The 24871-nt window shown below is 70.2% G+C and carries 17 protein-coding genes and 2 tRNA genes; 10 read left to right on the top strand and 9 right to left on the bottom strand.

The genetic code is table 11. From position 1 onward, the window contains the following. Positions 1-15: 15 nt before the first annotated feature. Both UG56_RS05330 and UG56_RS05335 read right to left on the bottom strand, forming a co-directional pair. Positions 16-780: a serine hydrolase gene (locus UG56_RS05330; RefSeq protein WP_045549899.1), complete on the bottom strand. Its 765-nt coding sequence runs from the start codon at positions 778-780 to the stop codon at positions 16-18. A 10-nt stretch (positions 781-790) separates the two neighbouring features. Next, positions 791-1516 (bottom strand): hypothetical protein, encoded by a 726-nt coding sequence (locus tag UG56_RS05335; RefSeq protein ID WP_052693783.1) that lies wholly within the window; start codon positions 1514-1516, stop codon positions 791-793. 63 nt (positions 1517-1579) lie between these two features. Here UG56_RS05335 and UG56_RS05340 point away from each other — a divergent pair, with 63 nt between their 5' ends. The 3 genes from UG56_RS05340 to UG56_RS05350 all read left to right on the top strand — a co-directional run bounded on the left by UG56_RS05340 (position 1580) and on the right by UG56_RS05350 (position 4603). Beyond that, positions 1580-1951 (top strand): sterol carrier family protein, encoded by a 372-nt coding sequence (locus tag UG56_RS05340; RefSeq protein WP_045549897.1) that lies wholly within the window; start codon positions 1580-1582, stop codon positions 1949-1951. Positions 1952-2255: 304 nt separating this feature from the next. Then, positions 2256-3146 carry a hypothetical protein gene (locus tag UG56_RS05345; protein WP_052693782.1) on the top strand — a complete coding sequence of 297 codons (891 nt, stop codon included), beginning with the start codon at positions 2256-2258 and terminating at the stop codon, positions 3144-3146. Between the two features lie 110 nt (positions 3147-3256). Beyond that, positions 3257-4603, top strand: coding sequence for a dipeptidase (locus tag UG56_RS05350; RefSeq protein WP_045549896.1), 1347 nt, complete (start codon positions 3257-3259; stop codon positions 4601-4603). Here UG56_RS05350 and UG56_RS05355 read toward each other — a convergent pair. The 3 genes from UG56_RS05355 to UG56_RS05365 all read right to left on the bottom strand — a co-directional run bounded on the left by UG56_RS05355 (position 4600) and on the right by UG56_RS05365 (position 10213). Continuing rightward, entirely contained in the window at positions 4600-6333 is a 1734-nt protein-coding gene (locus tag UG56_RS05355; protein ID WP_045549895.1) for a sensor histidine kinase, read from the bottom strand. The two genes, UG56_RS05350 and UG56_RS05355, sit on opposite strands and share 4 nt — an antisense overlap. A gap of 209 nt (positions 6334-6542) precedes the next feature. After that, positions 6543-8357, bottom strand: a complete 1815-nt coding sequence (locus UG56_RS05360) for a sensor histidine kinase (protein ID WP_045549894.1) — start codon at positions 8355-8357, stop codon at positions 6543-6545. A gap of 77 nt (positions 8358-8434) precedes the next feature. Continuing rightward, positions 8435-10213: a sensor histidine kinase gene (locus tag UG56_RS05365; protein ID WP_045549893.1), complete on the bottom strand. Its 1779-nt coding sequence runs from the start codon at positions 10211-10213 to the stop codon at positions 8435-8437. Between the two features lie 293 nt (positions 10214-10506). Between UG56_RS05365 and purF the strand changes: the two genes are divergently transcribed. Then, complete coding sequence (gene purF, locus UG56_RS05370; protein WP_045549892.1) at positions 10507-12024, top strand: amidophosphoribosyltransferase; 1518 nt, start codon at positions 10507-10509, stop codon at positions 12022-12024. A gap of 14 nt (positions 12025-12038) precedes the next feature. After that, complete coding sequence (gene purM, locus UG56_RS05375; RefSeq protein WP_256206449.1) at positions 12039-13106, top strand: phosphoribosylformylglycinamidine cyclo-ligase; 1068 nt, start codon at positions 12039-12041, stop codon at positions 13104-13106. 105 nt (positions 13107-13211) lie between these two features. On the opposite strand, the gene UG56_RS05380 is transcribed toward purM, so the two are convergent. Beyond that, positions 13212-15236 carry a PhoX family protein gene (locus UG56_RS05380; protein WP_071326894.1) on the bottom strand — a complete coding sequence of 675 codons (2025 nt, stop codon included), beginning with the start codon at positions 15234-15236 and terminating at the stop codon, positions 13212-13214. 380 nt (positions 15237-15616) lie between these two features. Here UG56_RS05380 and UG56_RS05385 point away from each other — a divergent pair, with 380 nt between their 5' ends. Continuing rightward, positions 15617-15808 carry a DUF3073 domain-containing protein gene (locus UG56_RS05385; RefSeq protein WP_045551786.1) on the top strand — a complete coding sequence of 64 codons (192 nt, stop codon included), beginning with the start codon at positions 15617-15619 and terminating at the stop codon, positions 15806-15808. 49 nt (positions 15809-15857) lie between these two features. Here UG56_RS05385 and UG56_RS05390 read toward each other — a convergent pair whose 3' ends face one another. The 3 genes from UG56_RS05390 to UG56_RS05400 form a co-directional block, all read right to left on the bottom strand. Further along, positions 15858-17165 carry a hypothetical protein gene (locus UG56_RS05390; protein WP_045551787.1) on the bottom strand — a complete coding sequence of 436 codons (1308 nt, stop codon included), beginning with the start codon at positions 17163-17165 and terminating at the stop codon, positions 15858-15860. A gap of 33 nt (positions 17166-17198) precedes the next feature. Further along, complete coding sequence (locus UG56_RS28240) at positions 17199-20651, bottom strand: SCO7613 C-terminal domain-containing membrane protein (protein ID WP_071326886.1); 3453 nt, start codon at positions 20649-20651, stop codon at positions 17199-17201. 122 nt (positions 20652-20773) lie between these two features. After that, positions 20774-20847: transfer RNA gene (locus tag UG56_RS05400), tRNA-Phe, on the bottom strand. 115 nt (positions 20848-20962) lie between these two features. Between UG56_RS05400 and UG56_RS05405 the strand changes: the two genes are divergently transcribed. The 4 genes from UG56_RS05405 to UG56_RS05420 all read left to right on the top strand — a co-directional run bounded on the left by UG56_RS05405 (position 20963) and on the right by UG56_RS05420 (position 24836). Then, positions 20963-21035 (top strand) — tRNA-Glu (locus UG56_RS05405). Between the two features lie 108 nt (positions 21036-21143). After that, positions 21144-22289 carry a MacS family sensor histidine kinase gene (macS, locus tag UG56_RS05410; RefSeq protein ID WP_256206450.1) on the top strand — a complete coding sequence of 382 codons (1146 nt, stop codon included), beginning with the start codon at positions 21144-21146 and terminating at the stop codon, positions 22287-22289. 76 nt (positions 22290-22365) lie between these two features. Further along, entirely contained in the window at positions 22366-23007 is a 642-nt protein-coding gene (locus tag UG56_RS05415; protein WP_045550543.1) for a response regulator, read from the top strand. Between the two features lie 35 nt (positions 23008-23042). Next, on the top strand, positions 23043-24836 hold the full coding sequence (locus UG56_RS05420) for a PGAP1-like alpha/beta domain-containing protein (RefSeq protein ID WP_052693934.1): 1794 nt from the start codon (positions 23043-23045) through the stop codon (positions 24834-24836). Positions 24837-24871: the final 35 nt, after the last annotated feature.

Here is a 24871-nt window from a genome sequence, read left to right on the forward strand (position 1 = left end):
TCCGGGATCTGGATCCTAGCCGCCCTGCAGCACATCCAGGAGCAGCGTGCCGTACGCCCGCATCTGACCGAGCACCGGGACGACCTCGCCCTCGAAGCGGCAGATGACCGCGTACGCCGCCCGCCGGCCGGCCACGTCGAGCAGCCCGACCTCGGCGCGGACGCCGTCGTCCGTACCCGTCTTGCTCCACACCTGGAGACGGTTCGCCAGATCGGTCGGGACAGGTCCGGTGTGGGCCAGCGGGTCCAGGCCGAAGGCGGAGGAGACCATCGACAGGTCGGTGGCCGGCGCCAGCCAGGACAGGACGGTCGGGTGCGGCGTACGGAAGTAGGCGACCCAGTCGGCGGCACAGCCGAGGGAAAGCGTCGGCGGGTCCTCCGGCGTCCGTACGTCCCGGACCGAGTCGTTCAGCATCGACCCGCCCGGGGCGAGCCGCGAGGCGACCGCCTGGACCGGAGCCAGACCGACATGGTCGAGGAGCACGTTGGTGGCCAGGTTGTCCGAGACCGCGCCGACCAGCCGGGCGCAGTCGTTCAAGGTCAGGGCGGGGACGTCCAGGTGTTGCCACAGCCCGCTGTCGGCCACCGGTTCGACGCTGTCCTTGCGCAGCAGCAGCCGGCCCAGCGACTCGTCCTCGTCGAGCAGCTCGGCCAGGTGGTGCAGCAGGAAGACCTTGCCGACGCTGGCGGTCGGCAGCAGCAGGTCCGGGTCGGACTCGATGAGCACCTCGCCGGTGTCGGCCTCGACCGCGAGGATCGACCACTCCGTCTGTGACCTCATGAGATGGACCCTAGGCGGACGACGACTGCTCCTCGCGCAGCTCGCCGACGACCTGGATCTTCTGCCAGATCTTGCGGGAGAGGTCGACGGTGAGGCCCTCGACGGTGCTGACCGTGTCCAGGACCACATTGTCCTGGGAGTCCTCGGCGCACAGCGCGGCGGTCTTGCCGACGAGGCTGAGCAGCTCGGAGCAGTACTCCAGGTAGTGGATCAGCTCGTCGGCGTCGAGGGTGAGCCGGACGCTGGCCGAGGTCGGCGTGAATCCCGTGCGCAGCCGCTCGGGATCCTTGGTGAGCTGGTGCATGTCGATGATGTGGGCCAGCGAGCGCAGCCGGTGCAGCAGCTTCAGCGCTCGCGAGCGCAGCAGCCGCTCCGGGATCGTGTAGAGGAAGAAGATCGCGACCGCGCCGAAGATGAGGTCGTTGACGGTGCTCTCCATCAGCGGCAGCCACTGGACGCCGGTGAGCGTCTTGTCGCCGAAGGCCGTGGCGAGGCCCCAGACGATGGCGACCAGCGTCAGCACGAGGACGGCCAGGATCAGCACGCGCGAGACCGCGCGCGTCCACAGCAACCGTCGGCGGAGCCGGTCCCCGACACCGGCGGAGTCCCGGATCAGCCCGCTCAGCTCCTCCGCGACCTTCACCAGCCCGCGGTCGGGGAAGCGTGCGGCGATCCGTCCGTGCAGCGTCTCGACGGTCCTCAGCACCATCGCCGACTCGAGTCTCTCCAGGCCCACGTCACCGGAGCGTAGTGGTCGCGCGCCGCCGCGGTGGGCAACTGCCGCGGATAGGGTGGCGATGTGCCAGCTCGACTCAAGCCCGCGGCCGCCGCCGACGTGGCCGCTGCTCTGGATCGCGTACGCGCCGGGGAGCCTGCCAAGGCCGACCTGCGGCTCCTCACCAAGCACTACCTCGCGCTGCTCGAGCAGCGCGCGCCCGGCAGGAGCGTCGAGGTCCGCGTCCCGCCGTACGCCGCGGTGCAGTGCATCGAAGGAGTCCGGCACACCCGGGGCACTCCGCCGGCGGTGATCGAGACCGACGCGGTCAGCTGGATCGCGCTCGCCACCGGGGCGATGACCTGGTCCGAGGCCGTCGATCAGGCCCGGGTGAGGGCCTCGGGAGAACGCACCGACCTGTCGGCTCACCTGCCCTTGGGTGGGGTAGTCCGGTAGCGAACTGCCCATATACCCGCCAGAAATAGGCAGTTGGCTACCGGACTACCCCGCCGACCCGACCCCGCCGACCTTCGGGAGTTATCCACAGGGCGCCAGAAATGGGAGGTCATGGAGCCGGTCGGAGGCGCACGCTGGCGCCATGATGAAGCGAGCACCTCACTTCGAGCCACGGCGTTGGTCGGCGGAGCGGCCGCAGGTCGTGATGCCGGTCGCCCTCGATCCCACGGGCCGGGCGGGACCGACGACCAGGCAGAGCCGCGGTCGCGGATGGAGACGGGTCTGGCGGGGGCTGTACGTCCCGATGACCGTCGACTCGTCCGACGCACAGCAGAGGGTGTTAGAGGCCGCGGCGCTGTTGCCCAACACGGGCGCCGTGACGGGATGGGCGGCGTACGCGTGGGTCGGTGCGAAGTGGTTCGCAGGAATGGGCGAGGCACGGCCGGTGACGTTGGCGACGTACGGTCACAAGATTCTCGCCCAACCGGGCCTTGCCGTCTCGGCCGAACGCATGCCACCGCAAGAGCGTTGCTGGATCGACGGTCTTCCGATCACGAGTCCTGCCAGATCGATCGTCTTCGAGATCCGGTACTCGGCGGATCTACGTGAGGCGGTGCGGTGGCTCGACCTGGCGCTGGCAAGCGACCAGGTCAGTCTGAACGAAGCGGCGGCCTACATATCGACGCTGAACGGCTGGACCGGTGTCGGGCTGGCTCGGGAGGCGATCGTCCTGGCTGACGAGAATGTCTGGTCGCCGAGAGAGGTCGACCTGCGACTGCTGTGGCGGATCGATCTCGGGCTCACCGCGCTGGTTTGCAACCGTCCGGTCTTCGATCTCGAGGGCCGGCACATCGGGACTCCCGACGTACTCGATCTCGAAGCCGGCGTCGTGGGGGAGTACGACGGCAAGCTCCACCTTGAAGGAAAGCGGCGGGCCGTTGACATCGAACGTGAGGGTCTGTTCCGCGCCGCGGGCCTCGAGTACGTCACCATGGTCTCTCGCGAAATCGGTGATCCGAGCGGGTTCCTCCGCCGCACCCTGGAGGCAAGATCTCGTGCGCGCCGGATCGCCGTCGCTGACCGCCGCTGGACGATCGATCCACCCCGGTGGTGGACCCCCACCCACACCGTCGAACAGCGTCGATCGTTGAACGCCGTGCAGCGAGAGCGCTTCTTGTCGAATCGGGTGGGGTGAGGGGTGGGTGCCGAGGTAGTCCGGTAGCGAACTGCCCATGTACCCGCCAGTAATAGGCAGTTCGCTACCGGACTACCCGCCCCCGACCCCTGCCCGGATAATCTCACCCCATGACCCTCTCCACCGAAGACATCAAGGCCCGTGTAGAAGACCTCTTCCCCGGGATCCGCAAGGACCTCGAGGACCTGGTGCGGATCGAGTCCGTGAGCGCGGACCCCGAGCGCCTGAGCGAGGTCGAGAAGAGCGCGGAGAAGACCCGCGACCTCTTCGCGGCCGAGGGTTTCGAGGTGGAGATCGTGCGCGCCTTCGACGGCGCCCCGCCGGCGATCGTCGGTGAGAAGAAGGGTCCCGAGGGCGCCCCGACGGTGCTGCTCTACGCCCACCACGACGTCCAGCCCGAGAACGACCACGCCGACTGGGACACCCCGCCGTTCGAGCCGACCGAGGTCGGCGACCGCCTCTACGGGCGCGGTGCGGCCGACGACAAGGCCGGCATCGCCGCCCACATCGGCGCGGTCCGCGCCCTGGGTGACGACCTTCCGGTCACGGTCCGCCTCTTCATCGAGGGTGAGGAGGAGGTCGCCTCCGCGACTCTGCCCGAGCTGCTCGGGAAGTACCAGGACAAGCTGAAGGCCGACGTCATCGTCATCGCCGACTCCGGCAACTGGGACATCGGCGTGCCGGCCCTGACCACCTCGCTGCGTGGTCTGATCCGGGTCGACGTCGAGCTCCGCACCCTGGGCCACGCCGTCCACTCCGGCATGTGGGGCGGTCTGGCGCCTGACGCGATCATGGCCCTCGTACGCCTCCTCAACACCCTCTGGGACGAGGACGGCGCGCCCGCGGTCGAGGGGCTCGTCTCGGGTCCGGCGGCGGATGTCGACTACCCCGAGGAGCGCCTGCGCGCCGAGTCCGGTGCCATCGCCGGCCTGCAGTGGGTCGGCAAGGGCAGCGCGGTCGAGCGGATGTGGACGCAGCCGGCGATCACGATCACCGGTCTGGACGCCCCCAAGGTCGACGGCGCCTCCAACACCCTCTCGCCGAGCGCGCGCGCCAAGGTCACCATCCGGATCGCTCCGGGCGACTCCGGTGAGAATGCCGTCGCCGCGCTCACCCAGCACCTGGAGAAGCACGTCCCGTGGGGCGCCGAGCTGACCACCAAGGTCGTCGACACCGGTGAGCCGATCGCCCTGGACGCGACCGGCCCGGCCTACGACGCAGCCCGCGCCGCCTTCACCGAGGCCTGGGACGGCACCGCCCCGATCGACATGGGCGTGGGCGGCTCGATCCCGTTCATCGCCGAGTTCCTCGAGGCGTTCCCGCAGGCCAGCGTGCTCGTGACCGGCGTCGAGGACCCCGACACCCGCGCCCACGGCGCCAACGAGGGTCTCCACCTCGCCGAGTTCAAGAAGGTCGTCGTCGCCGAGGCGCTGCTGCTCCAGAAGCTGGGGGCCTAGGCACCAGGCAGCGTCAGCGCCACCCGGGTGCCCTCACCGGGGCGGGAGTCGAGCTCGACCAACCCGTGGTGGCGGCTGGTGATCTGATCGACCAACGTCAGACCGAGCCCAGCTCCGCGCGAACCACCGAGCGCGGAGTTGGAGCCTCGGTAGAACGGCTTGTAGACCTCCGACTGCTCCTCGTAGTCGATGCCGACCCCGGTGTCGGTGACGATGATCGTGACCTCGCTGCCCGCGCTGTAGAGCATCACCTGAACCCGCGAGCCCCGGTAGCTGTAGGTGAGCGCGTTCTTCACCAGGTGCAGGAAGGCAGCACGCAGCTCGCGGGGGTCGCCGACGACGTACGCCGGGCCCGTCGGTGTCGTCAGGACACACTCGATGTCCTTCTGAGCGGCGTCGGGATCGAGCTCGTCGAGGACGTCGTCGAGCATCTCGGAGATCTCGATGGTGGTCTCGCCGGGGGCGTTGGCTGGGTCGCGGATCCGGGACAGGAGCAGCAGGTCGCTGACGATGCCCTCGATCTGGGCGCTGCGTACGGTGAGCGTCTCCACCTGCACGATCCACGGCAGGGTGTTCGGCTGCTCGCCGCTCAGCGCGTTCAGCGACGTGCCGAGCGCGTTCACCGGGATCCTGAGCTCGCGGGCGACCGCCTCGATCAGCTGGTTGCGCTCGCGGTCGGCGTCGGCCAGCTGGTGGGCCAGGTCGCGCTCCTGGGTGTAGGCGTTGGCGGTGAGCACGATGCGGCCGAAGTCGCGGCCCAGCTCCATCGCCAGCCGGCCCTCCGCGTCGGTCCAGATCGGCCGCCCGGGGGCGCGGAGGAGGACGATGTGGCCCAGCCACTCGTGGTCGGCGCCGACGGGGACGACCAGGACGCTCTCCGCGCCCAGGGTCTCGAAGAACCTGTCGGCGACGGCGGCCTGCTCGGCCCACTCCGGGGAGCTCGGGATCCGCTCGCGGCACAGGATGGAGTAGGTGCCCTCGGCCCAGTAGCGGGACGTGTTCCTCGAGGTGAGGGACGCCAGACCCGGGTCGGGATCCCAGTCGAGGCCCGGGGTCGAGTGCACGATCATCTCGTTGTGGGGGCCTTTGGTCGCCATCCAGATGCCGTCGGCGCCGAGGCCGCGGATGAGTGCGTCGTGGCTGGTGTCGAGCACGTCGGCGAGACTGAGCTTCGAGCTGGCGTCGCGGAGGAACTCCTTGGCGGTCTCGAGGTTCGCGGCGCGCTCGTAGAGCCGCTCGCGCTCGAGGTAGCCGCGGATGACCCGCTGGGCGCGCTTCGCGAACCGGTTGAGCACGCGTTGCTGGGTGACGTCGGGCCGGCGACCGCTGACCGGCATGTCGACCGAGAGGCACCCCTGGATGGAGCCGTCGTCGCCGAGGATCGGCGCGATCAGCATGTCGTGCGGGTGCCAGGCGTCGGCCGCATCGATCATGTTGGTGGTGGAGACCCAGCTGCCCTCGTGAAGGTTCACCCGCTCCTGCGGGATGAACCGCCAGGCGCCCCAGTTCTCGCCGCGGGAGAGGTTGTCGCGCAGGTCGGAGAGGGCCCATCGGGTGCCGAGGATCTCCTCGGCCGTCTCGCGTTGGCCGTGTGCGTTCAGACCGCTGATGAACCCGTGGACCGCCACCACCTCGAGCTCGTCGCCGCGGACCACGTTGATCGCCGCGATGCCGAAGCCGAGCAGCTCGCAGATGCCCTCGGCGATCATCTGCAGGGCAGGGTCGACCACCGGCAGCGTAGTTCCGCTCGGCGTGCTCGATGGCACGTCGAGGGCATCAACTGACTGTGGTGGGGGCATCCTTGCTCTCAGTGAGGTCGGTCAGGGCGGGTGTTGCAACGGCGTGGCAGTCCTGAGGACCTGGGCACCACGGAGTGTTGCACGAATCACCGGTGCTGCGCAGCCGTCGGTCGATGTCTCGACCAGATTGTGACGTTCGGTTAACCAAGCGAGGTCGCGTCGTTGGCGAGCGGAAGGACCAATGAGACGCGAGTGCCGGTGCCGGGCTCCGAGCGGAGCGTGACGCGGCCGTCGTGGCGACGCGCGACCCGGTCGACGATGCTCAGCCCGAGGCCGACGCCCTTCCGGCCGCCGATCGCCTGGCTGGTCCCGCGGTAGAACTCGGTGAACACCTGCATCTGCTCGGCCGCGGGGATGCCGACCCCGTTGTCGGTCACCGAGATCGCCGCCTCGCTGGCGCTCTCGACGATGTAGAGCCGGACGTGGCCGCCGCGGTGTGTGTAGACGAGCGCGTTGTCGACCAGGCGGAGGATCGCCGCCTTGATCTCGCTGCGGTCGCCCAGCACGTAGACGCTGCGAGAGGGCACGTCGATGCTCATCTCGATGCCACGCTTCTCGGACTCGTACGTCCTCTGCTCGTAGATCTCCTGCAGGAGCGAGGTCAGGTCGACGTGGGCCAGGGCCGGCCGCGACGAGGGGTCGGAGAAGCGGGAGAACAGCAGCAGGTCGTCGACCATCGCGACCAGCTGGTCGGACCGGCTGATCAGGTTGCCGACCTGCTGGAACCAGGTCGTGGACCCGCGGTCCTCGTGGCGCATCGCGTCGATGCCGGTGGTGAGGGCCGTGAGCGGGTTGTGCAGCTCCTGGGCGACGGACTCGATGAGCCGGCTGTGCACCTTGTCGGCGGTGGCGAGCCGCTGGGCGAGGTCGCGCTCCTGGGTGTAGGCGTTGGAGGTGAGCACGATGCGACCGAAGTCGCGACCGAACTCCATCGCGAGCCGCCCCTCGGCGTCGGTCCAGCGTGGCCGGCCCGAGCCGCGCAGCAGCACGAGATGGCCGAGCGCCGTGGTCTCGACGCCGATCGGCACGACCAGCAGCGAGTCGGCCTCGACCGCGTCGAGGAACTCGAGCCCGAGCCGCGCGTACTTCCTCTGCTCCGCGTCGCCGTGATGCAGCGCGTGGCGGAGCAGCTCGCGGTTGACGATGGCGTGCTGGCCGTCGTTCCACAGCCGAGTGGCCTGATAGGCCTGGCCGGCGGCGATGTTGTTGCTGTCGGTGGCGTTCCAGCCGAGGCCGGGCGAGGCGTAGACCACCGACCCACCCTCGCCGTCCTGGGCCTGCACGTAGAGACCGTCGGCGTCGAGACCTCGGCTCATCGCCTCCTGGGTCGCCTCGAGCACCCCGGTGAGGCCGAGCTGGGAGTTGGCCTCGCGCAGGAAGCTCTGGGCCTCGAGCAGGTTGTTGGCCCGCTCCTCGAGGTATTCGCGCTGCAGGGTCAGCAGCACCGCTCGCCTCGCCTGGCGGGCGAACCGGTTGAGGATCCGCTGCTGCCGCCGGCCGGGCCGGCGACCGTTGGTCGGCCGGTCGATCGAGAGTACGCCGACGAGCTCGCCGTTCTCGTCGTAGAAGGGAGCCAGGAGCTCGTCGAGCTGATGCCAGTCCTGCGGGTCCTTCAGGATGTCCTCGTCGGTGTCGGGGACCCAGTAGCCCTCCGCCTCACCGATGGTGTTCTTCTCGTGGGGGACGAACTTGATGTCGCCCCAGTCCTCGGACATGTCCAGCAGGTCGGTGACGACCGAGACCGGGAACCGGGTGCCGAGCATCTCGGCCACGGTCATGTCGCCGTCGACGGTGTGACCGGTCTCGTCCCCGTAGGCGGCGACGATCTCGAACTCGTCACCTCGCCGGATGTTGATGACGGCGGCGCCGAAGCCGACGAGCTCGGTGACGCCCTCGGCGATCAGCTGCAGACCGGGGTCCGGGGTCGGGTACGCCTCGGAGGCACCGTCTGGCACGTCCGGACCCTCTGGGGGCGTACTGGTCATGAGTTCTCCGCCGAGATGAAAATGCAACCCGTTCCCGGGGCGTAAGGTTAAACAATGGGCAGCGTCACACGGAATGTGCTTCCCACGCCAGGGGTGGAGTCGACCGATATCAGTCCGCCGCGGCGGCTGACGATCCGAGACACGATGGTCAGACCGAGGCCGGTGCCTGGCTGCTTGAGCGCTTTCGGGTTGGTCGAACGGAAGAATTCGGTGAAGAGCCGGTCCTGGTCCTCCGGCGAGATCCCGAGCCCGTGGTCGGTCACCCGGAGCTCGAACCAGCCCGGGCTGGTCCGCGTGCTCACGATGACCTGACCGCCCTCGGGGCTGTACTTGACCGCGTTGGTGACCAGGTTGATCACCACCCGGTCCAGGTCGCCGGGAGCCAGGGTCACGTAGACGTCGTCGGCCGGCATCTCGAAGACCAGCTCGTGGGCGTCGTTGGGAGGCATCTCGGCGCTGAGCTCGGTGTAGACCTCCTCGAGCACGCGCGCGACCTGGATCGGCACCGTGGTCGGCAGGTGGTCGGGGTCGGAGACCTTCGACAGCATCGCCAGGTCGGCCACGATCTTCTCGGTGCGGTCCCGGTTGCGCGTGAGCGCGGTCAGCACCTCGGCGTACTCCTCCTCGGACTCCGCGTAGGGCAGCGACTCGATGTTCCACCGGAACGCGGAGAGCGGGTTCTTCAGCTCGTGGGCGACCGTCGCGATCAGCCGGCTCTTGTGGGCCTCGAGCTCGCGCAGGGAGTCGACCGCCGCCTTCTGCCGCAGGTAGGCCCTGGAGTTGTGGACCACGCGGCCGAAGTCGCGACCGAGGTCGGCGGCGGTGATCAGCTCGAGCTCGCTCCAGTGCGGCTTGTCGGGACCGCGGCAGAGGAGCATCGCTCCGTACCACGTCTGGCCGGAGCCGATCGGCACCCCGACGATCGAGCCGACCTTGTAGCGGCGGACCCAGTCGGTGATCTGCTGCTGCGCCGCCGGGTCGGGGTGAGGCAGCCGCTCGGCGCCCTCAGGGGTCTGGACGGTGATGCTGCGCTGGTCCCACAGGTATTGCCCGTACTCGACCATGAACGGGCTGGTCAGGTCGTCGATCGGGAGCTTGAAGTCCTCCCGGTAGACCTTGGTGCGGATGCCCCGGCCGCCCGGCTTGGACATGTGCAGCCAGAAGTCGGTCAGGTCGAGCACGTCGACCAGCCCGGTGCTCAGCGAGTTGAGGATCTCGTCGGGGTCCAGCTCGCGCCCCGCGCGGCGGATCACGTCGCGGGCGGCCTCGGCGAGGCGTACCTGCTCGGAGAGCTCCTCACGCTCGAGGGCGAGCAGGATCGCGCGCTGGGCCTGCATCGCGTGGCGGCCGAGCACGGCCCGCTTCTCCGGGTTGGGCCGGAGCCCGTCGGTCGGTACGTCGACGATCAGGGTCCCGCGGAGCCTGCCGGCGTCGTCGCGCAGCGGCGCGACCAGCAGGTCGAGCGGGTTCCAGGCGCCGACGGCGTCGATCGTCGTCATCTTCGGGATCCAGCCGTACACATCGGCGTTCGGGTCCAGCCGCTCCGCCGGGACGAACTTGAAGATGCCCCAGTCGTCGGCGCGGGCGAGCTCGGCCTCGAGCTGCTCGATCGGGGTGGCGGTGCCGAGCAGGTCGGCGCGGGCGGAGTCCTGGCCCGAGACCACCGCCATGTGGAGGTGGCCGTCGGCCCGGGCCACGCTGATCGTGGCCATCTCGAAGCCCGCCAGCGCGGTCAGGCTGTCGGCGATCAGCTGGAGGTCGGAGAGGTCCTCGCCAGGGGTGAGCAGACCGCCGATCTCCGCCAGATCGGTGGTGATCGTCGTCATGGTCGTGGTGAGGTCGCTTCTCGCCCGTTTTCCGCCGCCCAACGGTGGTGGGGCGAATCCCGGCGGCACCGTGAGTCGGTGACCACCGGCGGGTGGGGGCGCTGAAGAAGTCATCGGGGCGATTATCCGGGAAGAGCGTCCCGGGCGGTAGGGCAGACGTGGATAGTTCTTTGCCATCATGATCCCGAGACGTTCATGTGACCACTCTTACAGCACGGTCAAGGGTTCGGTGATCACCCGAGGGCGGCCTTACACTCGATGCCGTGGTCAACCTCACCAGCTCAGGTAGGCACGTGTCCCGACGTAAGGGTGGCGACGGCCGGCTCACCGCCGCCCTCGACCCCCACGACCAGGGTCCTCAGGACCACTGCGGAGTCTTCGGTGTGTGGGCGCCGGGCGAGGACGTCGCGAAGCTGACGTACTTCGGCCTGTACGCCCTGCAGCACCGTGGCCAGGAGTCGGCGGGTATCGCGGTCAGCAACGGACGCCAGATCCTCGTCTACAAGGACATGGGCCTGGTCAGCCAGGTCTTCGACGAGCCGACCCTCGAGTCGCTCAAGGGCCACGTCGCCATCGGCCACGCCCGCTACTCCACCACCGGTGCCTCGGTGTGGGAGAACGCGCAGCCGATCTTCAAGCCGACGCCGGACGGCTCGGTCGCCCTCGGCCACAACGGCAACCTGATCAACGTCGCCGACATGCGCGCCGCGGTCGAGGTGCTGCCCGAGCACTCCGAGGGCCGCCACGCACCGGTGTCGACCAACGACACCTCGCTGCTGACCGAGCTGCTCGCCTACCACCCCGACTCCTCGCTGGAGGCGCGTGCGCTGGAGGTGCTGCCGACGATCCGCGGCGCCTTCTCGCTGGTGTGGATGAACGAGGACACCCTCTTCGCCGCGCGTGACCCGCAGGGGATCCGCCCGCTGGTGCTCGGCCGCCTCGACCGCGGCTGGGTGGTCGCCTCCGAGGACGCCGCGCTGGCCACCGTCGGCGCGAGCGTGGTCCGCGAGGTCGAGCCCGGCGAGATGATCATCATCGACGAGTCCGGTCTCCGTTCGGTGCGGTTCGCCGAGGCCGACCGCAAGGGCTGCGTCTTCGAGTACGTCTACCTGGCCCGCCCGGACGCCAACATCGCCGGCCGCAACGTCCACGAGTCCCGCGTCGAGATGGGCCGCGAGCTGGCTCGCGAGTTCCCGGTCGACGCCGACCTGGTCATCCCGGTGCCCGAGTCGGGCATCCCCGCGGCCACCGGCTACGCCCTGGAGAGCGGCCTGCCCTTCGGCCAGGCGTTCGTGAAGAACGGCTACGTGGGGCGCACCTTCATCCAGCCCTCCCAGACCCTGCGCCAGCTCGGCATCCGGCTCAAGCTGAACGTGCTCGAGCACATGGTGCGCGGCAAGAAGGTCGTCGTCGTCGACGACTCGATCGTCCGCGGCAACACCCAGCGCGCCCAGGTGCGGATGCTGCGTGAGGCCGGCGCCCTGGAGGTCCACGTGCGGATCTCGTCGCCGCCGGTCAAGTGGCCCTGCTTCTACGGCATCGACTTCGCCACCCGCGCCGAGCTGATCGCCAACGGTCTCTCCGTCGACGAGATCGCCGCCTCGGTCGGCGCGGACTCGCTCGGATACATCTCCCTCGACGGGATGATCTCGGCGACCCGCCAGGAGCGCAGCGCGCTCTGCACGGCCTGCTTCACCGGCGAATACCCCGTAGAGCTGCCCGACGAGAGCATGCTCGGCAAGCACCTCCTCGAGGTCTCGCTGCAGTCCCCGACCGAGGGCAAGGCCCTTCCGGTCCTGAACAACCCGTGATCGGAGATCCATCAGTGAGCCAGACCGAGCCGACCAACGCGTACGCCGCAGCAGGTGTCGACATCCACGCCGGTGACCGCGCCGTGGATCTGATGAAGGTCTGGATCGAGAAGTCCCGGCGCCCCGAGGTGCTCGGCGGGGTCGGCGGCTTCGCCGGCCTCTTCGACGCGAGTGCCCTGAAGGCGTACGAGCGGCCGCTGCTGGCCACCTCGACCGACGGCGTCGGCACCAAGGTCGCGATCGCGCAGGCCCTGGACAAGCACGACACCATCGGGTTCGACCTGGTCGGCATGGTCGTCGACGACCTCGTCGTCTGCGGCGCGGAGCCGCTGTTCATGACCGACTACATCGCCACCGGCAAGGTCGTCCCCGAGCGGGTCGCGGCGATCGTCAAGGGCATCGCGGAGGCCTGTGTCGAGGCCGGCTGTGCGCTGGTCGGCGGCGAGACCGCCGAGCACCCGGGTCTGCTGGCGGCCGACGAGTACGACGTGGCCGGTGCGGCCACGGGCGTCGTCGAGGCCTCCGGCCTGCTCGGCGCCGACCTGGTGAAGGCGGGCGACGTCGTCCTCGCCATGGAGGCCTCCGGCCTGCACTCCAACGGCTTCTCCCTGGTCCGCCACGTGCTGCTCAACTCCGGCGCCTACACGCTGGACGCGCAGATCGCCGAGTTCGGCCGTACGCTCGGTGAGGAGCTCCTCACCCCGACCCGCGTCTACGCCAAGGCCTGCCTCGAGCTGGCCCGTGGCACCCGGACCCACGCGATGTCCCACATCACCGGCGGCGGCCTGGCCGCCAACCTGGAGCGGGTCATGCCCGCGGAGCTCTCCGCGCGCATCGACCGCGCCACCTGGACCCCGGCACCCGTCTTCGACCTCGTCCGCCGCACCGGCTCCGTGGCCCTGCAGGACCTGGAGATGACCCTCAACTGCGGCGTCGGCATGGTCGCCCTGATCGACCCCGAGGACGTCGACGAGGCCGTCCGCATCCTCGCCGGCCACGACATCCGCGCCTGGGCCGCCGGTGAGGTCACCGACACGCCGGGTGGCAAGGTCGAGCTCACCGGGGCGTACGCGGGCTGGTGAGCTCGTAGGAATACCCGGTTAACCGGGTATTCCTGCACTTCTCAGGCATTGCAACACCTGAGAAGTGCAGGCTTCACCGGTTGACCGGGTATCCCGCCCGCCCGATCAGGCCTTGCGCACCTGCACGACCGCAGGCCGCGGGCCGCGGAAGTCGCCCTCGGCGGCGGTGCCCTCGACGTAGTCGGGGAAGTAGGAGTTCGGTGCCTCCCAGGTCCCCTCCTCGCCCGGGTGCTGGACCGCGACGAAGACCGAGCCGTCGCGGTCGTGGATGACCGGACCGCAGGTCTCGGCGTCGCGGGGGACGGCGAGGAACTGCTGGACGTGGCCGCGCTCGGGGCCGGCGAGCGGGACCTTGAAGAGCCCGTCGAGCTTCTGGATCGAGCTCGGCGCGCCGTCGGTGGAGATCCACAGGTTGCCCTCGGAGTCGAAGGCGAGGTTGTCCGGGCAGGAGATCGGCGAGACCTTGTCCTTCGGGTAGCCCGCGAAGTAGGTCGCGCCGTTCACCGCCGGGTCGCCGGCGACGATGACGAGGTTCCAGCGGAAGACGCGCGAGGTGTGGTCGCCGTCGTCCTCGGTGATCTCGACGATGTGACCGTCGCGGTTGGTGTTGCGCGGGTTGGGCTCGTCGGCCGGGGCCTTGCCCGTGGTGCCGCGCTGGGAGTTGTTGGTGCAGGCGACGTACACCTTGCCGGTCTTCGGCGAGGGCTGGACGTCCTCGCAGCGGTCCATCTTGGTGGCGCCGGCCTTGTCGGCGGCGAGGCGGGTGTAGACGAGCACCTGCTCGACGCTCATCCCGGCGATCTGGCTGCGACCGTTCTTCACCAGCGGGATCCACTGGCCGTAGCCGTCGAACTGACCGTCGCTCGGCAGGGTGCCGGTGCCGTCGATCTCGCTCGCCGGCGAGTCGCCGTGGAAGCGCGCGACGTAGAGGTCGCCCTCGTCGAGCAGGGTGAGGTTCCGGCGGCGGTCGGTGGGGTTGTAGCGGCCCTTGGAGACGAACTTGTAGAGGTAGTCGAAGCGCTCGTCGTCGCCCATGTAGGCCACCACGTGGCCGTTGTCGGCGACGATGACGTTCGCGCCCTCGTGCTTGAGGCGGCCCATCGAGGTGTGCTTCTTCGGCATCGAGGTCGGGTCGGTCGGGTCGATCTCGACGATGTAGCCGAAGCGGTTCGGCTCGTTGGCGTAGTCGGCCGAGCGCGCGTCGAAGCGGGGCTCGATGGCCTCCCAGCCGTACGTCGACGGCTTGTCGGCCAGGCCGTAGCGCTTCTCCTCCGCCGAGGTGCCGGTGGCGTGGAAGTAGCCGTTGAAGTTCTCCTCGCCCGACAGGATCGTGCCCCACGGCGTGGTGCCGCCGGAGCAGTTGCCGATCGTGCCCAGCGCCACGGTGCCGGTCGGGTCGGCGGCGGTCTTGAGCAGGTCGCTGCCGGCAGCCGGGCCGGTGAGCTTGAACGGGGTGGAGGCGGTGATGCGGCGGTTCTTCGGAGCCGAGGGGACGTACGTCCACTTCTCGCCCGGCGCGGAGCGCTCGAGCTCGACGATCCCGAAGCCGTGGGCGGCCATCGCGATCTTCAGCTGCTCGGTGGCGTCGAGGCCCGGCGGGAACATGATGTTGGGGTTGACGTACTCGTTGTTGCAGCACAGCAGGGCCTTGGTGCCGGCCTTGTTGGTCACGATGACGTCGGTGTAGTCGTTGTTGTAGCCCCAGGCGAGCGCCTGCTTCTCGGCCGTCTGGCTGTTGACGTCGAAGGGAACGCCGCCGGGCAGGATCGGGTCGCCCCAGCGGATGATCGGGTCCCAGGTGTAGCCCTGCGGGACCACGAAGGTGTCCTCGGTGGACGCGACGGGGGTGATCGCCTTGAACGGAAGGATCGTACGTCCGGCCGTGCCGCGGCCGGCGGCGAGACCCGCCTGGACGGGGCCGGCGGCGGCCGCGAGGCCGCTGCTGCCGACGGCGAGGGCGACGGCGCCCGCACCGGCGAGACCCAGCGCGTGGCGGCGGCTGAGCGCCTTGCCGGCGATGTCACGGAAGTAGCCGTTGTCGGAGGTGTTGGGTGCGGGCTTGGCGCACGCGCTGTCGCACTTGAGGGCGCAGGTCACGGCGCTGCGCTTGCCGCGCGTGTGGCCGCTCATGGGCAGCAGAGCGCGGGGGGCGGGTGCTCCGTGCGCGTCGCTGCACGATGGGCAGGCGGTGTCGGTCTGGATGTCGCTCAGTTCGGTCACTGCAGTTCCGTTCAAGACGCGGGGTTTTGTCAGATCTCCCAAGAATCGGAAGGGAGGCTATGTGCGGCGGGTCAACCGCCCGGCCCCGCAATCTGTCGCCGAGGTGAACGGCGAATGACGACTCATCAGGCCCAGAATCGTGTGACGTCAGTAACATTCGCTGCCAGCGAACGGATTTTCGACACCCCGGCGTGCGGATTCTTGGGATGAACCGGTAGCGTTATCCCTACGAGAAACCTGTGAACAGCCCGGGACTATCCCGGCCAAGTGCGACGAGGGGGCTGGACCCTATGGGGCGCGGCCGAGCGAAAGCCAAGCAGACGAAGGTCGCACGCGACCTGAAGTACCGGACCTATGAGACGGACTTCGGGGCCCTTGCGCGCGAACTTCACGGTGATGAAGACACCAGTCAGAAGTCCGATCAGAAGCCGGACGACTACGACGACTGGTCGGACTACGACGCGGGATCCTCGCGCGACTAGGGTCTGTCGGCCACGGCGGCAACGTCTTGGTCGACATCCCTCAGACTGATCAGCCCCTGGTTGATCGGCTCAGGACAACCTCCCCGTGAGTGCCGTAGCCGGGTAGCCGGCCGCCGTGAGGCGTGCCGTCGAAGGCGACGTGCAACCACTCGTTCCCCACCGGGATCAGCGTGGGCCACGGAAGGTTCGACACGTACGCCGAGCTGAGCTCTGCGACCTCGTTGAGGTCCAGGTCGAAGATCGGGTAGCGAGCACGGACGCGACGCGGGTTGTCGCGTCCGTCGCTGGCGCCGACCACGAACGTGCCGCCCAGCGGGACGAGCGTGGTGCCCTCGGTGGCTCTCCGGTCGGTTCGTGCTGCCCTCAGGGCGAGCGCGTCCAGGCTCGGTCCGCCGGCGAGCACGGGGTGGAACTCGAAGTACCTCTCCGCGCTCACGTAGCCGACCAGCCATTCGCCGTCATGGCGGACGAGGTGAGGGTCCCAGACCCCGACCGAGGTGAACCCGTCCGTGGGCAGCGTGAGCGGGCTCGCGTCGAGCACGTGCTCGCCCCTGGTCAGGTCCTCGCGCGAGCGGGCGACGATGACGCCGACCGGGTTCCAGGGCTTGCTCGGGTCCGTCTTGTCCGGCGCCTTGAACGAGGCCCACGTGCTCGTCGCGACCAGCCACTCGTCGCCGTCGCGCACCAGATGGGTCGCGTGGTCGCCGTGGACCAGCCCGTCGCGGCGGAAGTAGAGCGCGCCACGATGGACGAGGTCGTACGTCACCGGGTCGAGGGTCCACACCGAGGTGTGCGCCGTGGGGAAGAAGCCTGGCCCGGCGCTGGTGGCGGTGAGCAGCAGGCTGCCGTCGTCGTCGCGGAACGGCGAGCCGTCGGCGTACGTCACGACCCGGATGTCGCGCAGTCCGAGCTGTCCGAACGCACCGGTGCGCACGTCCACCGCCGAGCCCTCGTGGCTCGTGGTCAGACCGGCGAGCCAGGATTCCGCACGCGGCTCGATCCCGAGCTCGGCGAGGTCGACCCGTGCCCGCGCGACCCACTCGCCGCCCGCGAAGGTCAGTGCGGTCAGCATCGTCCCGGTCAGCGTCAGCGCGAACCGGGCGACCCCACGACCGGCCCGGCCGTGCCGCCGGCTCGCGTGGGACGTACGCCGCGACCCGGTCGTCACCGTGAGCCAGACCCGCCGACCGTCGTAGCTCGCGGTGAGCACGTCCCCACCTGAGGCGAAGGTCAGCGAGGCCGGGCCGTCACAGGCCGCCTCGATCGCGGCGTTGGCCGCGGGCCGGGAGGGGCTGGTGGACTCGACCGCGATCGTGACGGGGCGCTGGCGACGTACGATCTCGAATTCGGGAAACATCGGCTCCAGTCTTCCGGGCGCGTGGACAGCGTCCTAACGCAACCCCCGGACATAGGCCGTCGCCCGCCGCAGATCGTGGAGCCGCGCCTCCCAGGTGATGCCGAGGAAGAGCAGCAGGAGCCCGGCCGCACCGAGCACCCACCACTGCTGCAACGACTCCGCCGACGGCATCTGCGCCAGGGCCAGGACGGAGGCGACCAGGGCGCCACCGACCAGTGGTGCGGCCCAGCGCAGCAGGGCGCCGCCGATGATGAAGGCGAGGCAGGCGATGCCGAGCACGGCGGTCCGCATCGAGACGGGATCCTGGAGGGCTGCCGGGACGGACGGGACGAGCGCCAGGAAGACACCGGGTCCGAGGACCGGCAGCGAGGCGACCTCCCGGTCGAGGCGGAGCCTGACCACGCCGAAGACGATCAGCGCGATCGCGGGCGGCAGGGTGTAGGACTCCCAGGTCGCCACCGAGGTGTCGACCAGCCGGATCCACAGCGCGATGGTGGCCAGCGAGAGGCCGACCCAGCCGAGCCAACGGCGCTCGGGACGGGCGATCGCGTGCGCCGAGACACCGGCAGCGGCCAGGAAGAGGAGGATGCTCAGCCAGGGGAGGTCGACGCCGCGCGACCCGACCGCGACCGGTCCGTCCGGGGTCAGCACGATCGTCGGGCCGAGGCTGACCGTGCCGACGACGATCGTGACGACCGCGGCCACCGCGGCGGTGATCTCGGCCGAGGGCAGCAGCCGGAAGATCGTGACGAGGGTCAGGATGACGATGATCCCGGCTGCGGCGTGCGGTTTCGCGATGTCGTTGAGGTTCGCGAACATCCAGCAGAAGGCCGTCAGCGTGATGATCCAGTAGGGCGCGGTGACGGCCTTGGCCTGCGGCTCCTGGGTGAGGCGATCGACAGCGATCGCCGCGGCGGTGAGCACGCCGGCCACCACCAGCGCCAGCAGCTCGTTGGTGAAGGCCGCGCCGAGCGAGCCCAGGCCGAGCAGGCCGGCGATCGTGAGCCGCGGTCCGGACTGCTGCGGCTCGTGACGCAGGATCGTCGCGATGCACATGACCCCGGCGATCAGCAGCAGGATCGCCAGCCAGTCGGTGTCCACCCTCCAGCCGTCGGCGACGGCACCCAGGCCGATCGACACCGCGGCACCGGCGGCGGCCGCGGCCTCGATGGCCGGGCTGCGGCGGACGAGCACGATGACGCCCATCGCGACGACGACCACCACCGCGGTGTAGGGGCGATCGACGTCGGCCAGCCGCGCCGCCTGCCAGACTGCTGCGGTCAGGGCGAGGATCCAGTAGGCGGTCGCCACCTCCCTGGTCGTCCCGGACTGCATCCGGTCGACGATGACGGCGAGTGCGGTGAGGATGACGGTCACGACCAGGGCCGGCACGTCTCCGGAGAGGACCGCGGCCGTGGCCGCGCCGATGCCGACGGTGCCGGCCACGGCCAGCGCGGGAGGCTGGCGGTGGTGCAGGCCGATCGCCGCGGCGAGGATGGTGGCGAGGGTCAGCATGACCGCTGCCCAGGTGACGTCGACCGCGCCGATCCCGATCGAGATCGCGGCGCAGGCCACGGTCGCCCACCAGCCCGACGCCCGGAAGCGGAAGAACGTGATCAGGCCGAGCACCGTGACGATCACGCACGCGGCCCACTGCCGCTCCACGTCGATCAGTGGCGCGAGCGACCACAGGCCGAGGGTGAGCGTCGCGACCGAGTAGCTGGCGGTGACCTCGCGGTCGGCACCGACCAGACCCTGCCCCGCGTACGCAGCCACCCCCGCCAGCGCGAGCGCGACGACCACGGTGAGTAGGTCGCTTGGCAGGGCGGAGGCCAGCGCGACCACGCCGAAGATGCCGGCGGCGATGAGCCGTGGCCGCCGCTCCGCCCACCAGGCGAGCGCGACGGCGACGCCGAGCAGCAGCAGCGCCGGGACCAGCAGCGGGGCGCCGTAGCAGGCGGCCGTGACCGCGAACCCGGAGAGACCGCCGGAGAAGATGATCCAGCGGATCGTGGGTCGGTAGGTGCGGAACGCGGGCGGGTTGGCCCGGTAGAACCAGGCGGTGCCGAGGGCGAGGATCGCGAGCAGCGCCGGCAGCGTCAGCCAGCCCGGGAGCAACGGATCAGGACCCGTGACCGCGGTGAAGGCGGACTCGGTCCAGGGCACGGCCGCGAGCCGGACGGCGGCCGAGGCCGTCAGGACGAGCACGGTGATGCCCAGGCCGGCGGCGTACGGGGTCAGCGCGCCGGCGGCCCAGCGCCAGGGGCGGGGGAGGGTCATGAGGGCGCCGGCGGCGATCAGGGTGACGATCACGGCCACGACGGTCAGGGTCACCGCGCCGTCGTCGAGGGCCGGCTGGGTGAAGGTGTAGGCGGCGATCAGGAGCGAGACCCCGACCATCGCGACCTTCGCGTCCTTGGGCAGCGGGAACAGCAGCGCCACGACCGTCAGCACCGCGGCGGCCCCGAGCAGCAGCGGCAGGGTGCCGCCGCGCAGCAGCTCGGAGCCGGTCAGCGCCGGGTCGGCCAGGCCGCGGGCGATCAGCAACAGCCAGAAGCCCGCCATCACGACCATCGAGCCGAGGGTCAGCGCCTGGAGGTCGGTCTTGCTGGCGACGATCACCACGACGAGCGCGATGACCGCGGCGATCAGCGGGAACCAGATGAGGTCGGAGATGAGCTCGAGGCCTATCAGGGCGGTGAGTACGCCGGCGGCGGCCGCCACCTGTGGCCCGATCACCGAGTCGAGCTTCTCGGTGCGCGCGCCGACCAGGGACATCGCGGTGCCCGCCAGGAAGACCGCGATGCCGACGATGACCAGGAAGCCACGGTCCCAGTCGGCGCCACCGAGCCAACCGGCGTACTTCATCCCGGCTATGTCCAGGGCGAGGAGTCCCAGCGCCAGGGTCCACACGCCTTCGGTGCCGGCGCGCAGCTCGAGATGCATCAGCAGCGCGCCGCCGACCGTGAAGAGCGCGGTGAAGATCAGCAGCATCGTGGTGCGGCCGCCGAGGCCCATCGCCGCCCAGGCGACGGCGAGGAAGATGACGCCCGCGACCAGCAGGAAGAGCACGCCGACGCCGACCAGGATCAGCGGCACCGTGATCGGCGCCCGCCGGGCCAGCGGAGCACCCGGGAACGCCGCAGGTCCCGCGACGGCCGTCGCCGCCGGAGCGGCGGGAGCGGGCGGAGCGGCGGGCGCCGCGAGCGGTGCGGCGACCGGCTCGGGCTGGATCTGCGGCGGCGCCGGAGGCGGCGCGACCGGCAGCGGTGCCGGGGCCGGCGGCGGCGTCCGTCGAGCGGCTCGGTTGGCCTCCTCGCGGATCGAGCGCAACCGGGTCATGAGTACGTCGGCCCGCAGCAGCGTCCCGTAGAGCTCTTGGGCGACGGCGTTCTCCAGCGGCAGCCCACAGTGCGGGCACGGGCTGGTGCCGGGCTCGAAGGCCTCCCGGCAGTCGGGGCAGCGACCAGGATCGGCGTACTTCACAGCCAACCATCCTTGCGTAGTTCCGCCGAAGCGTGTGCGGGAAACGCAGAGCCCTGAGATGGAGTCGCGAAATGACAACCGGCTTCGACCCATCGCTGCAGGTCGAAGCCGGTTGTTGCTTGTGGGCAGGGGCGGGGTCGAACCGCCGACCTATCACTTTTCAGGCGATCGCTCGTACCAACTGAGCTACCTGCCCAAGCGAGGTGAAACATTACCGGAAGCGACCGCGACGTTCCGAATCGGGACCCGCACACGGACGTACGGCCTCGCTTTGGTCGCCTCGGACGCAGGCCTCTAGGATGTCCCGGCAGGCCCCCTTCGTCTAGCGGCCCAGGACCCCGCCCTTTCACGGCGGTAGCGCCGGTTCGAATCCGGTAGGGGGTACACAGTCTTTCCACGGTTCGAGTCTGGATCTCGCGCTGCGCCGCCGGTATCCGCACGGATACTCATATCGAAGGCGTACGCCGCGAGGTTGGTGCGACACTTCGGACTGTGAGCGCGTGGACGTCGCCTGCGGCGATCGAGGTCGAGAGCCGGCTCTTCCGTGCTCTCGCGGTGCTGCGCGTGGTGGTGCTCGTCAACGCCATCGGGCTGACGATCTACCGGGCCGCCAACTTCGACCCGCCCGTGGCCGCGCTGGTCTGCGCGCTCGTCATGATCGGCTGGACCGCCTTCGTCCTCTGGGCGTACGCGGCGCCCAGCCGCCGCACGGCCGTGCTCGTCGGCGCCGACCTGGCGATCGCGCTCGGGCTCCTGCTGGTCACCCCGCTGGTGAAGGGGCCTGGGTTCCACGCGAGCGTGCCGGGGTTCTGGGTGAGCGGCGCGCTGCTCGCGTGCGCGATCCACTACCGCTGGATCGGAGGCCTGCTGGCCGGTGTGGCACTGGCCGCCGTCGACCTCGGGCTGCGGCAGGAGATCGACCAGTCCATCTACGGCAACGCATTCCTGCTGGTCATCGGGGGCCCGGTGGTCGGCTACATGTGCGAGTCGGTGCAGCGGATGGCGCTCGAGCGCGACGAGGCACAGCGCGCGGCCGCGCGGGCGGAGGAGCGGGCGCGGCTCGCCCGGGCCGTCCACGACGGGGTGCTCCAGGTTCTCGCCCTCGTCCAGCGCCGCGGCGGTGAGCTGGGTGGCGATGCCGCCGAGCTCGGCAGGCTGGCGGGGGAGCAGGAGCGGGAGCTGCGGTCGTTGATCCGTGGCGAGCAGCCCGGCCGAGGATCGTCTCGCGGGCCGGCCCACGGGATGGCCGATCTCGCCGCCGATCTCGCCGCGCTGGAGACCGGCTCCGTGACCGTGTCCGGGCCTGCGGCCACCGTCGAGATGCCGGCCCACCCGGCCGAGGAGATCGTCGCCGCGACCCGCGCGGCGCTGGACAACGTACGCCGTCATGTCGGTGAGGACGCCCGCGCCTGGGTGCTCCTGCAGGCCTTCCCCGACCGTGTCGAGATCTCGGTGCGCGACGAGGGCCCAGGGATTCCCGACGGTCGCATCGCGGAGGCGGAGCGCGACGGCAGGCTGGGCATCGCCGGCTCGATCCGGGGACGGATCGAGGATCTCGGCGGCAAGGCAGAGCTGATCACCGGAGCAACCGGGACCGAGTGGGAGCTCACGGTCCCGCGAACAGGAGTGGATGGATGAGCGAGCGACAGCGAGCGACGATCGGCCTCAGGCCGCCGCGTCCGTATTCTCCGCTTTCCGTAACGGAGGCGGCGGCATGAGCACAGTGATGGTCGTCGACGACCACCCGATGTGGCGCGACGCGGTGGAGCGTGACCTGGCCGGCGCGGGCTACGACGTCGTCGCCGCCGCCAGCACCGGCCGGGAGGCGATCACCAGGTTCGCCGCGACCCGGCCGGACGTCGTGGTGCTCGACCTGCAGATCCCCGAGCCCGACGGCGTCCAGGTGACCACGGAGATCGTCTCGCTGCGTCCGACGACCAAGGTGCTGATCCTCTCCGCCTCGGGCGAGCAGAACGACGTGCTCGCCGCGGTCAAGGCCGGAGCCACGGGCTATCTGGTCAAGTCGGCCTCGCGCGACGAGCTCCTGGAGGCGGTGGAGCGCGTCGCCGCCGGCGACCCGGTCTTCACCCCCGGCCTCGCCGGCCTGGTCCTGGGCGAGTTCCAGCACAGCGCCGCCACCGAGGTGCGTGGCGACAAGCCCACCCTCACCGACCGCGAGACCGAGATCCTCAAGCTCGTCGCCAAGGGCCTGAGCTACCGCCAGATCGCCGAGCGCCTCGTGCTCTCCCACCGCACGGTCCAGAACCACGTCCAGAACACCCTGCGCAAGCTGCAGATGCACAACCGCGTCGAGCTCACCCGCTACGCCATCGAGCAGGGACTCGACGGCGACTGACCGGTCCGCCGCCCGCCATGGGGGAGAATCCAGGGGTGGTCTCGCTTCTCTACCTTCACGGCGTCGGCAACGGCGACCCCCGCGACGCCTGGCGCCGCGCGCTGGACAAGGCGCTGCAGGACGCCGGCTACCCCGGGCTCGACGAGGTCGAGGTGATCGCCCCGAAGTATCCCGACGTGCTCCGCACCGACGACGGTGACAAGACCATCAAGATCCCGCCGATCACGGCTCCGCGGCTCAGCGCCGAGGAGCAGCGGAACGTACGCCGCCGCGTCGAGCGCGCGACCGCCGAGCTGGAGACGATCCTCGGCGAACCCGTGCCCGCCTCGCCGGTCGGGGTCACCGACTCGCTGGCGCCGATCGTGCTGCGCGTGCTCCGCCAGGCCCACAACTACGTGACCAAGCCCGGCATCCGGGCACGGACGCTCCGCATGGTCCTCGACGAGCTTCCCGAGGAGGGGGAGATCGTCATCGTCGGCCACAGTCTCGGCTCGATCATCGCGATCGACCTGCTGCGCCGGCTCCCGCCGAAGCTGACGGTCACCGGGCTCGTGACGATCGGCAGCCCCGCTGCCCACCCGAACCTCCACGAGGACTCCGACCGGCTGGAGATGAAGGCGCCCGTCGACCACGTCGGCTGGTGGGTCAATGTCTGGAGCAACGGCGACGCGGTGACCGGTCTGCGCGGCATCTGGCGCCACTTCCCCTGGGCGCTCGACCTGCAGGTCGGGCTCGGCCTCGACCACCGCACCACGACCTACCTGCGTTCCAAGCCGGTCGCCACCGCGATCGGCCGCGGCCTGTTCGGGTCCCTCAGCAAGGAGCTCGCCGTCGTCGAGGGCACCCCCGACGTCGCCCTCAACTCCCTCGAGGTGCGCCTGGCGCTGTGGCTCGCCTACGCCCAGTTCCTGCGCGACCACCTCAAGGGCGCCACCCAGGAGCGCTTCGGCGCCGCCCTCCGTGTCGTCCAGCACGAGGTCCTGGAGCGGGTGATCGAGAACTACCAGGCCGACGGCGTACGCATCCCGCAACAGCTCCTCGACCTGCGTGTCTCACCCGACACTCCCGGTGACCAGGCCCTGCCCCGGCCCAAGCCGCTGACCCAGCTCTCCAAGGAGGAGGCCGTCCTCGCCCTGGTGGCGCTGGCGACCGCCAACCCGGTCCGGCCCTACGAGATCGACGTGCCCGATGACGTACGCCGCCAGGCATTCCACGACCTGACGGTCTGGATGGGGCTCGGCGGAGGGCTCGGCGAGAACCTGCACATCGCGATGCAGTCGGCGTCGAAGGCCGTCTACCCGGTCGACCAGTGGAAGCTGTGGGTCGGCATCGGGATCGGCGCCGCGGTGCTGGTCGCCGGACCCATCGGACTCGCCCTCGCCGCCCCCGCCGGGCTGGCTGGGGGAGCGGCGATCATCGGCGCGCTCTCCGCCTTCGGGCCCGGCGGGATGGTCGGCGGGCTCGTCACCGCCGGCGCGATCACGACCACCGGTGCCGGCACCATCGCCGCGACCCTCGTCTCCAGCTCGTCCACCGCCGAGGACGTCGAGGTCACCGTCATCCAGCTCCTCACCGCCGCGATCCTGCGCTCCCGCGAAGGCCTCGAACAGGACCTCGGGGTGTGGCTCGCGATGTCCGAGATCCAGCGGCAGACCGGCCGTGAGGTCGCCCGGCTCGCGGCCTACAGCGACGACAAGGCCCCCGGTGTCGAGGCCCTCCGGCGCAAGGCCCGCGCCGCCGAACGGGCCATGGCCTACATGGTCAAGAACCGCCTCGTGGAGGGTCTCACCGACGAGGAACCCAAGGGCGAGGAGCCCTTCGAGGAGTAGGACGCGTCCCCGATTGTGAATCCCCCGCAACCATG

This window comes from Nocardioides luteus (genome assembly GCF_000960475.2).
GTDB classification, from domain to species: domain Bacteria; phylum Actinomycetota; class Actinomycetes; order Propionibacteriales; family Nocardioidaceae; genus Nocardioides; species Nocardioides luteus_A.

What these genes read in the sequence shown, in the direction of transcription:
- UG56_RS05350 (WP_045549896.1), top strand. Translation starts at nt 3,257, where the DNA reads ATGACCCTCTCCACCGAAGACATCAAGGCCCGTGTAGAAGACCTCTTC.
- UG56_RS05345 (WP_052693782.1), top strand. Translation starts at nt 2,256, where the DNA reads ATGACCGTCGACTCGTCCGACGCACAGCAGAGGGTGTTAGAGGCCGCG.
- UG56_RS05330 (WP_045549899.1), bottom strand. Translation starts at nt 780, where the DNA reads ATGAGGTCACAGACGGAGTGGTCGATCCTCGCGGTCGAGGCCGACACC.
- UG56_RS05385 (WP_045551786.1), top strand. Translation starts at nt 15,617, where the DNA reads ATGGGGCGCGGCCGAGCGAAAGCCAAGCAGACGAAGGTCGCACGCGAC.
- UG56_RS05380 (WP_071326894.1), bottom strand. Translation starts at nt 15,236, where the DNA reads ATGAGCGGCCACACGCGCGGCAAGCGCAGCGCCGTGACCTGCGCCCTC.
- UG56_RS05415 (WP_045550543.1), top strand. Translation starts at nt 22,366, where the DNA reads ATGAGCACAGTGATGGTCGTCGACGACCACCCGATGTGGCGCGACGCG.
- UG56_RS05365 (WP_045549893.1), bottom strand. Translation starts at nt 10,213, where the DNA reads ATGACGACGATCACCACCGATCTGGCGGAGATCGGCGGTCTGCTCACC.
- UG56_RS05390 (WP_045551787.1), bottom strand. Translation starts at nt 17,165, where the DNA reads ATGTTTCCCGAATTCGAGATCGTACGTCGCCAGCGCCCCGTCACGATC.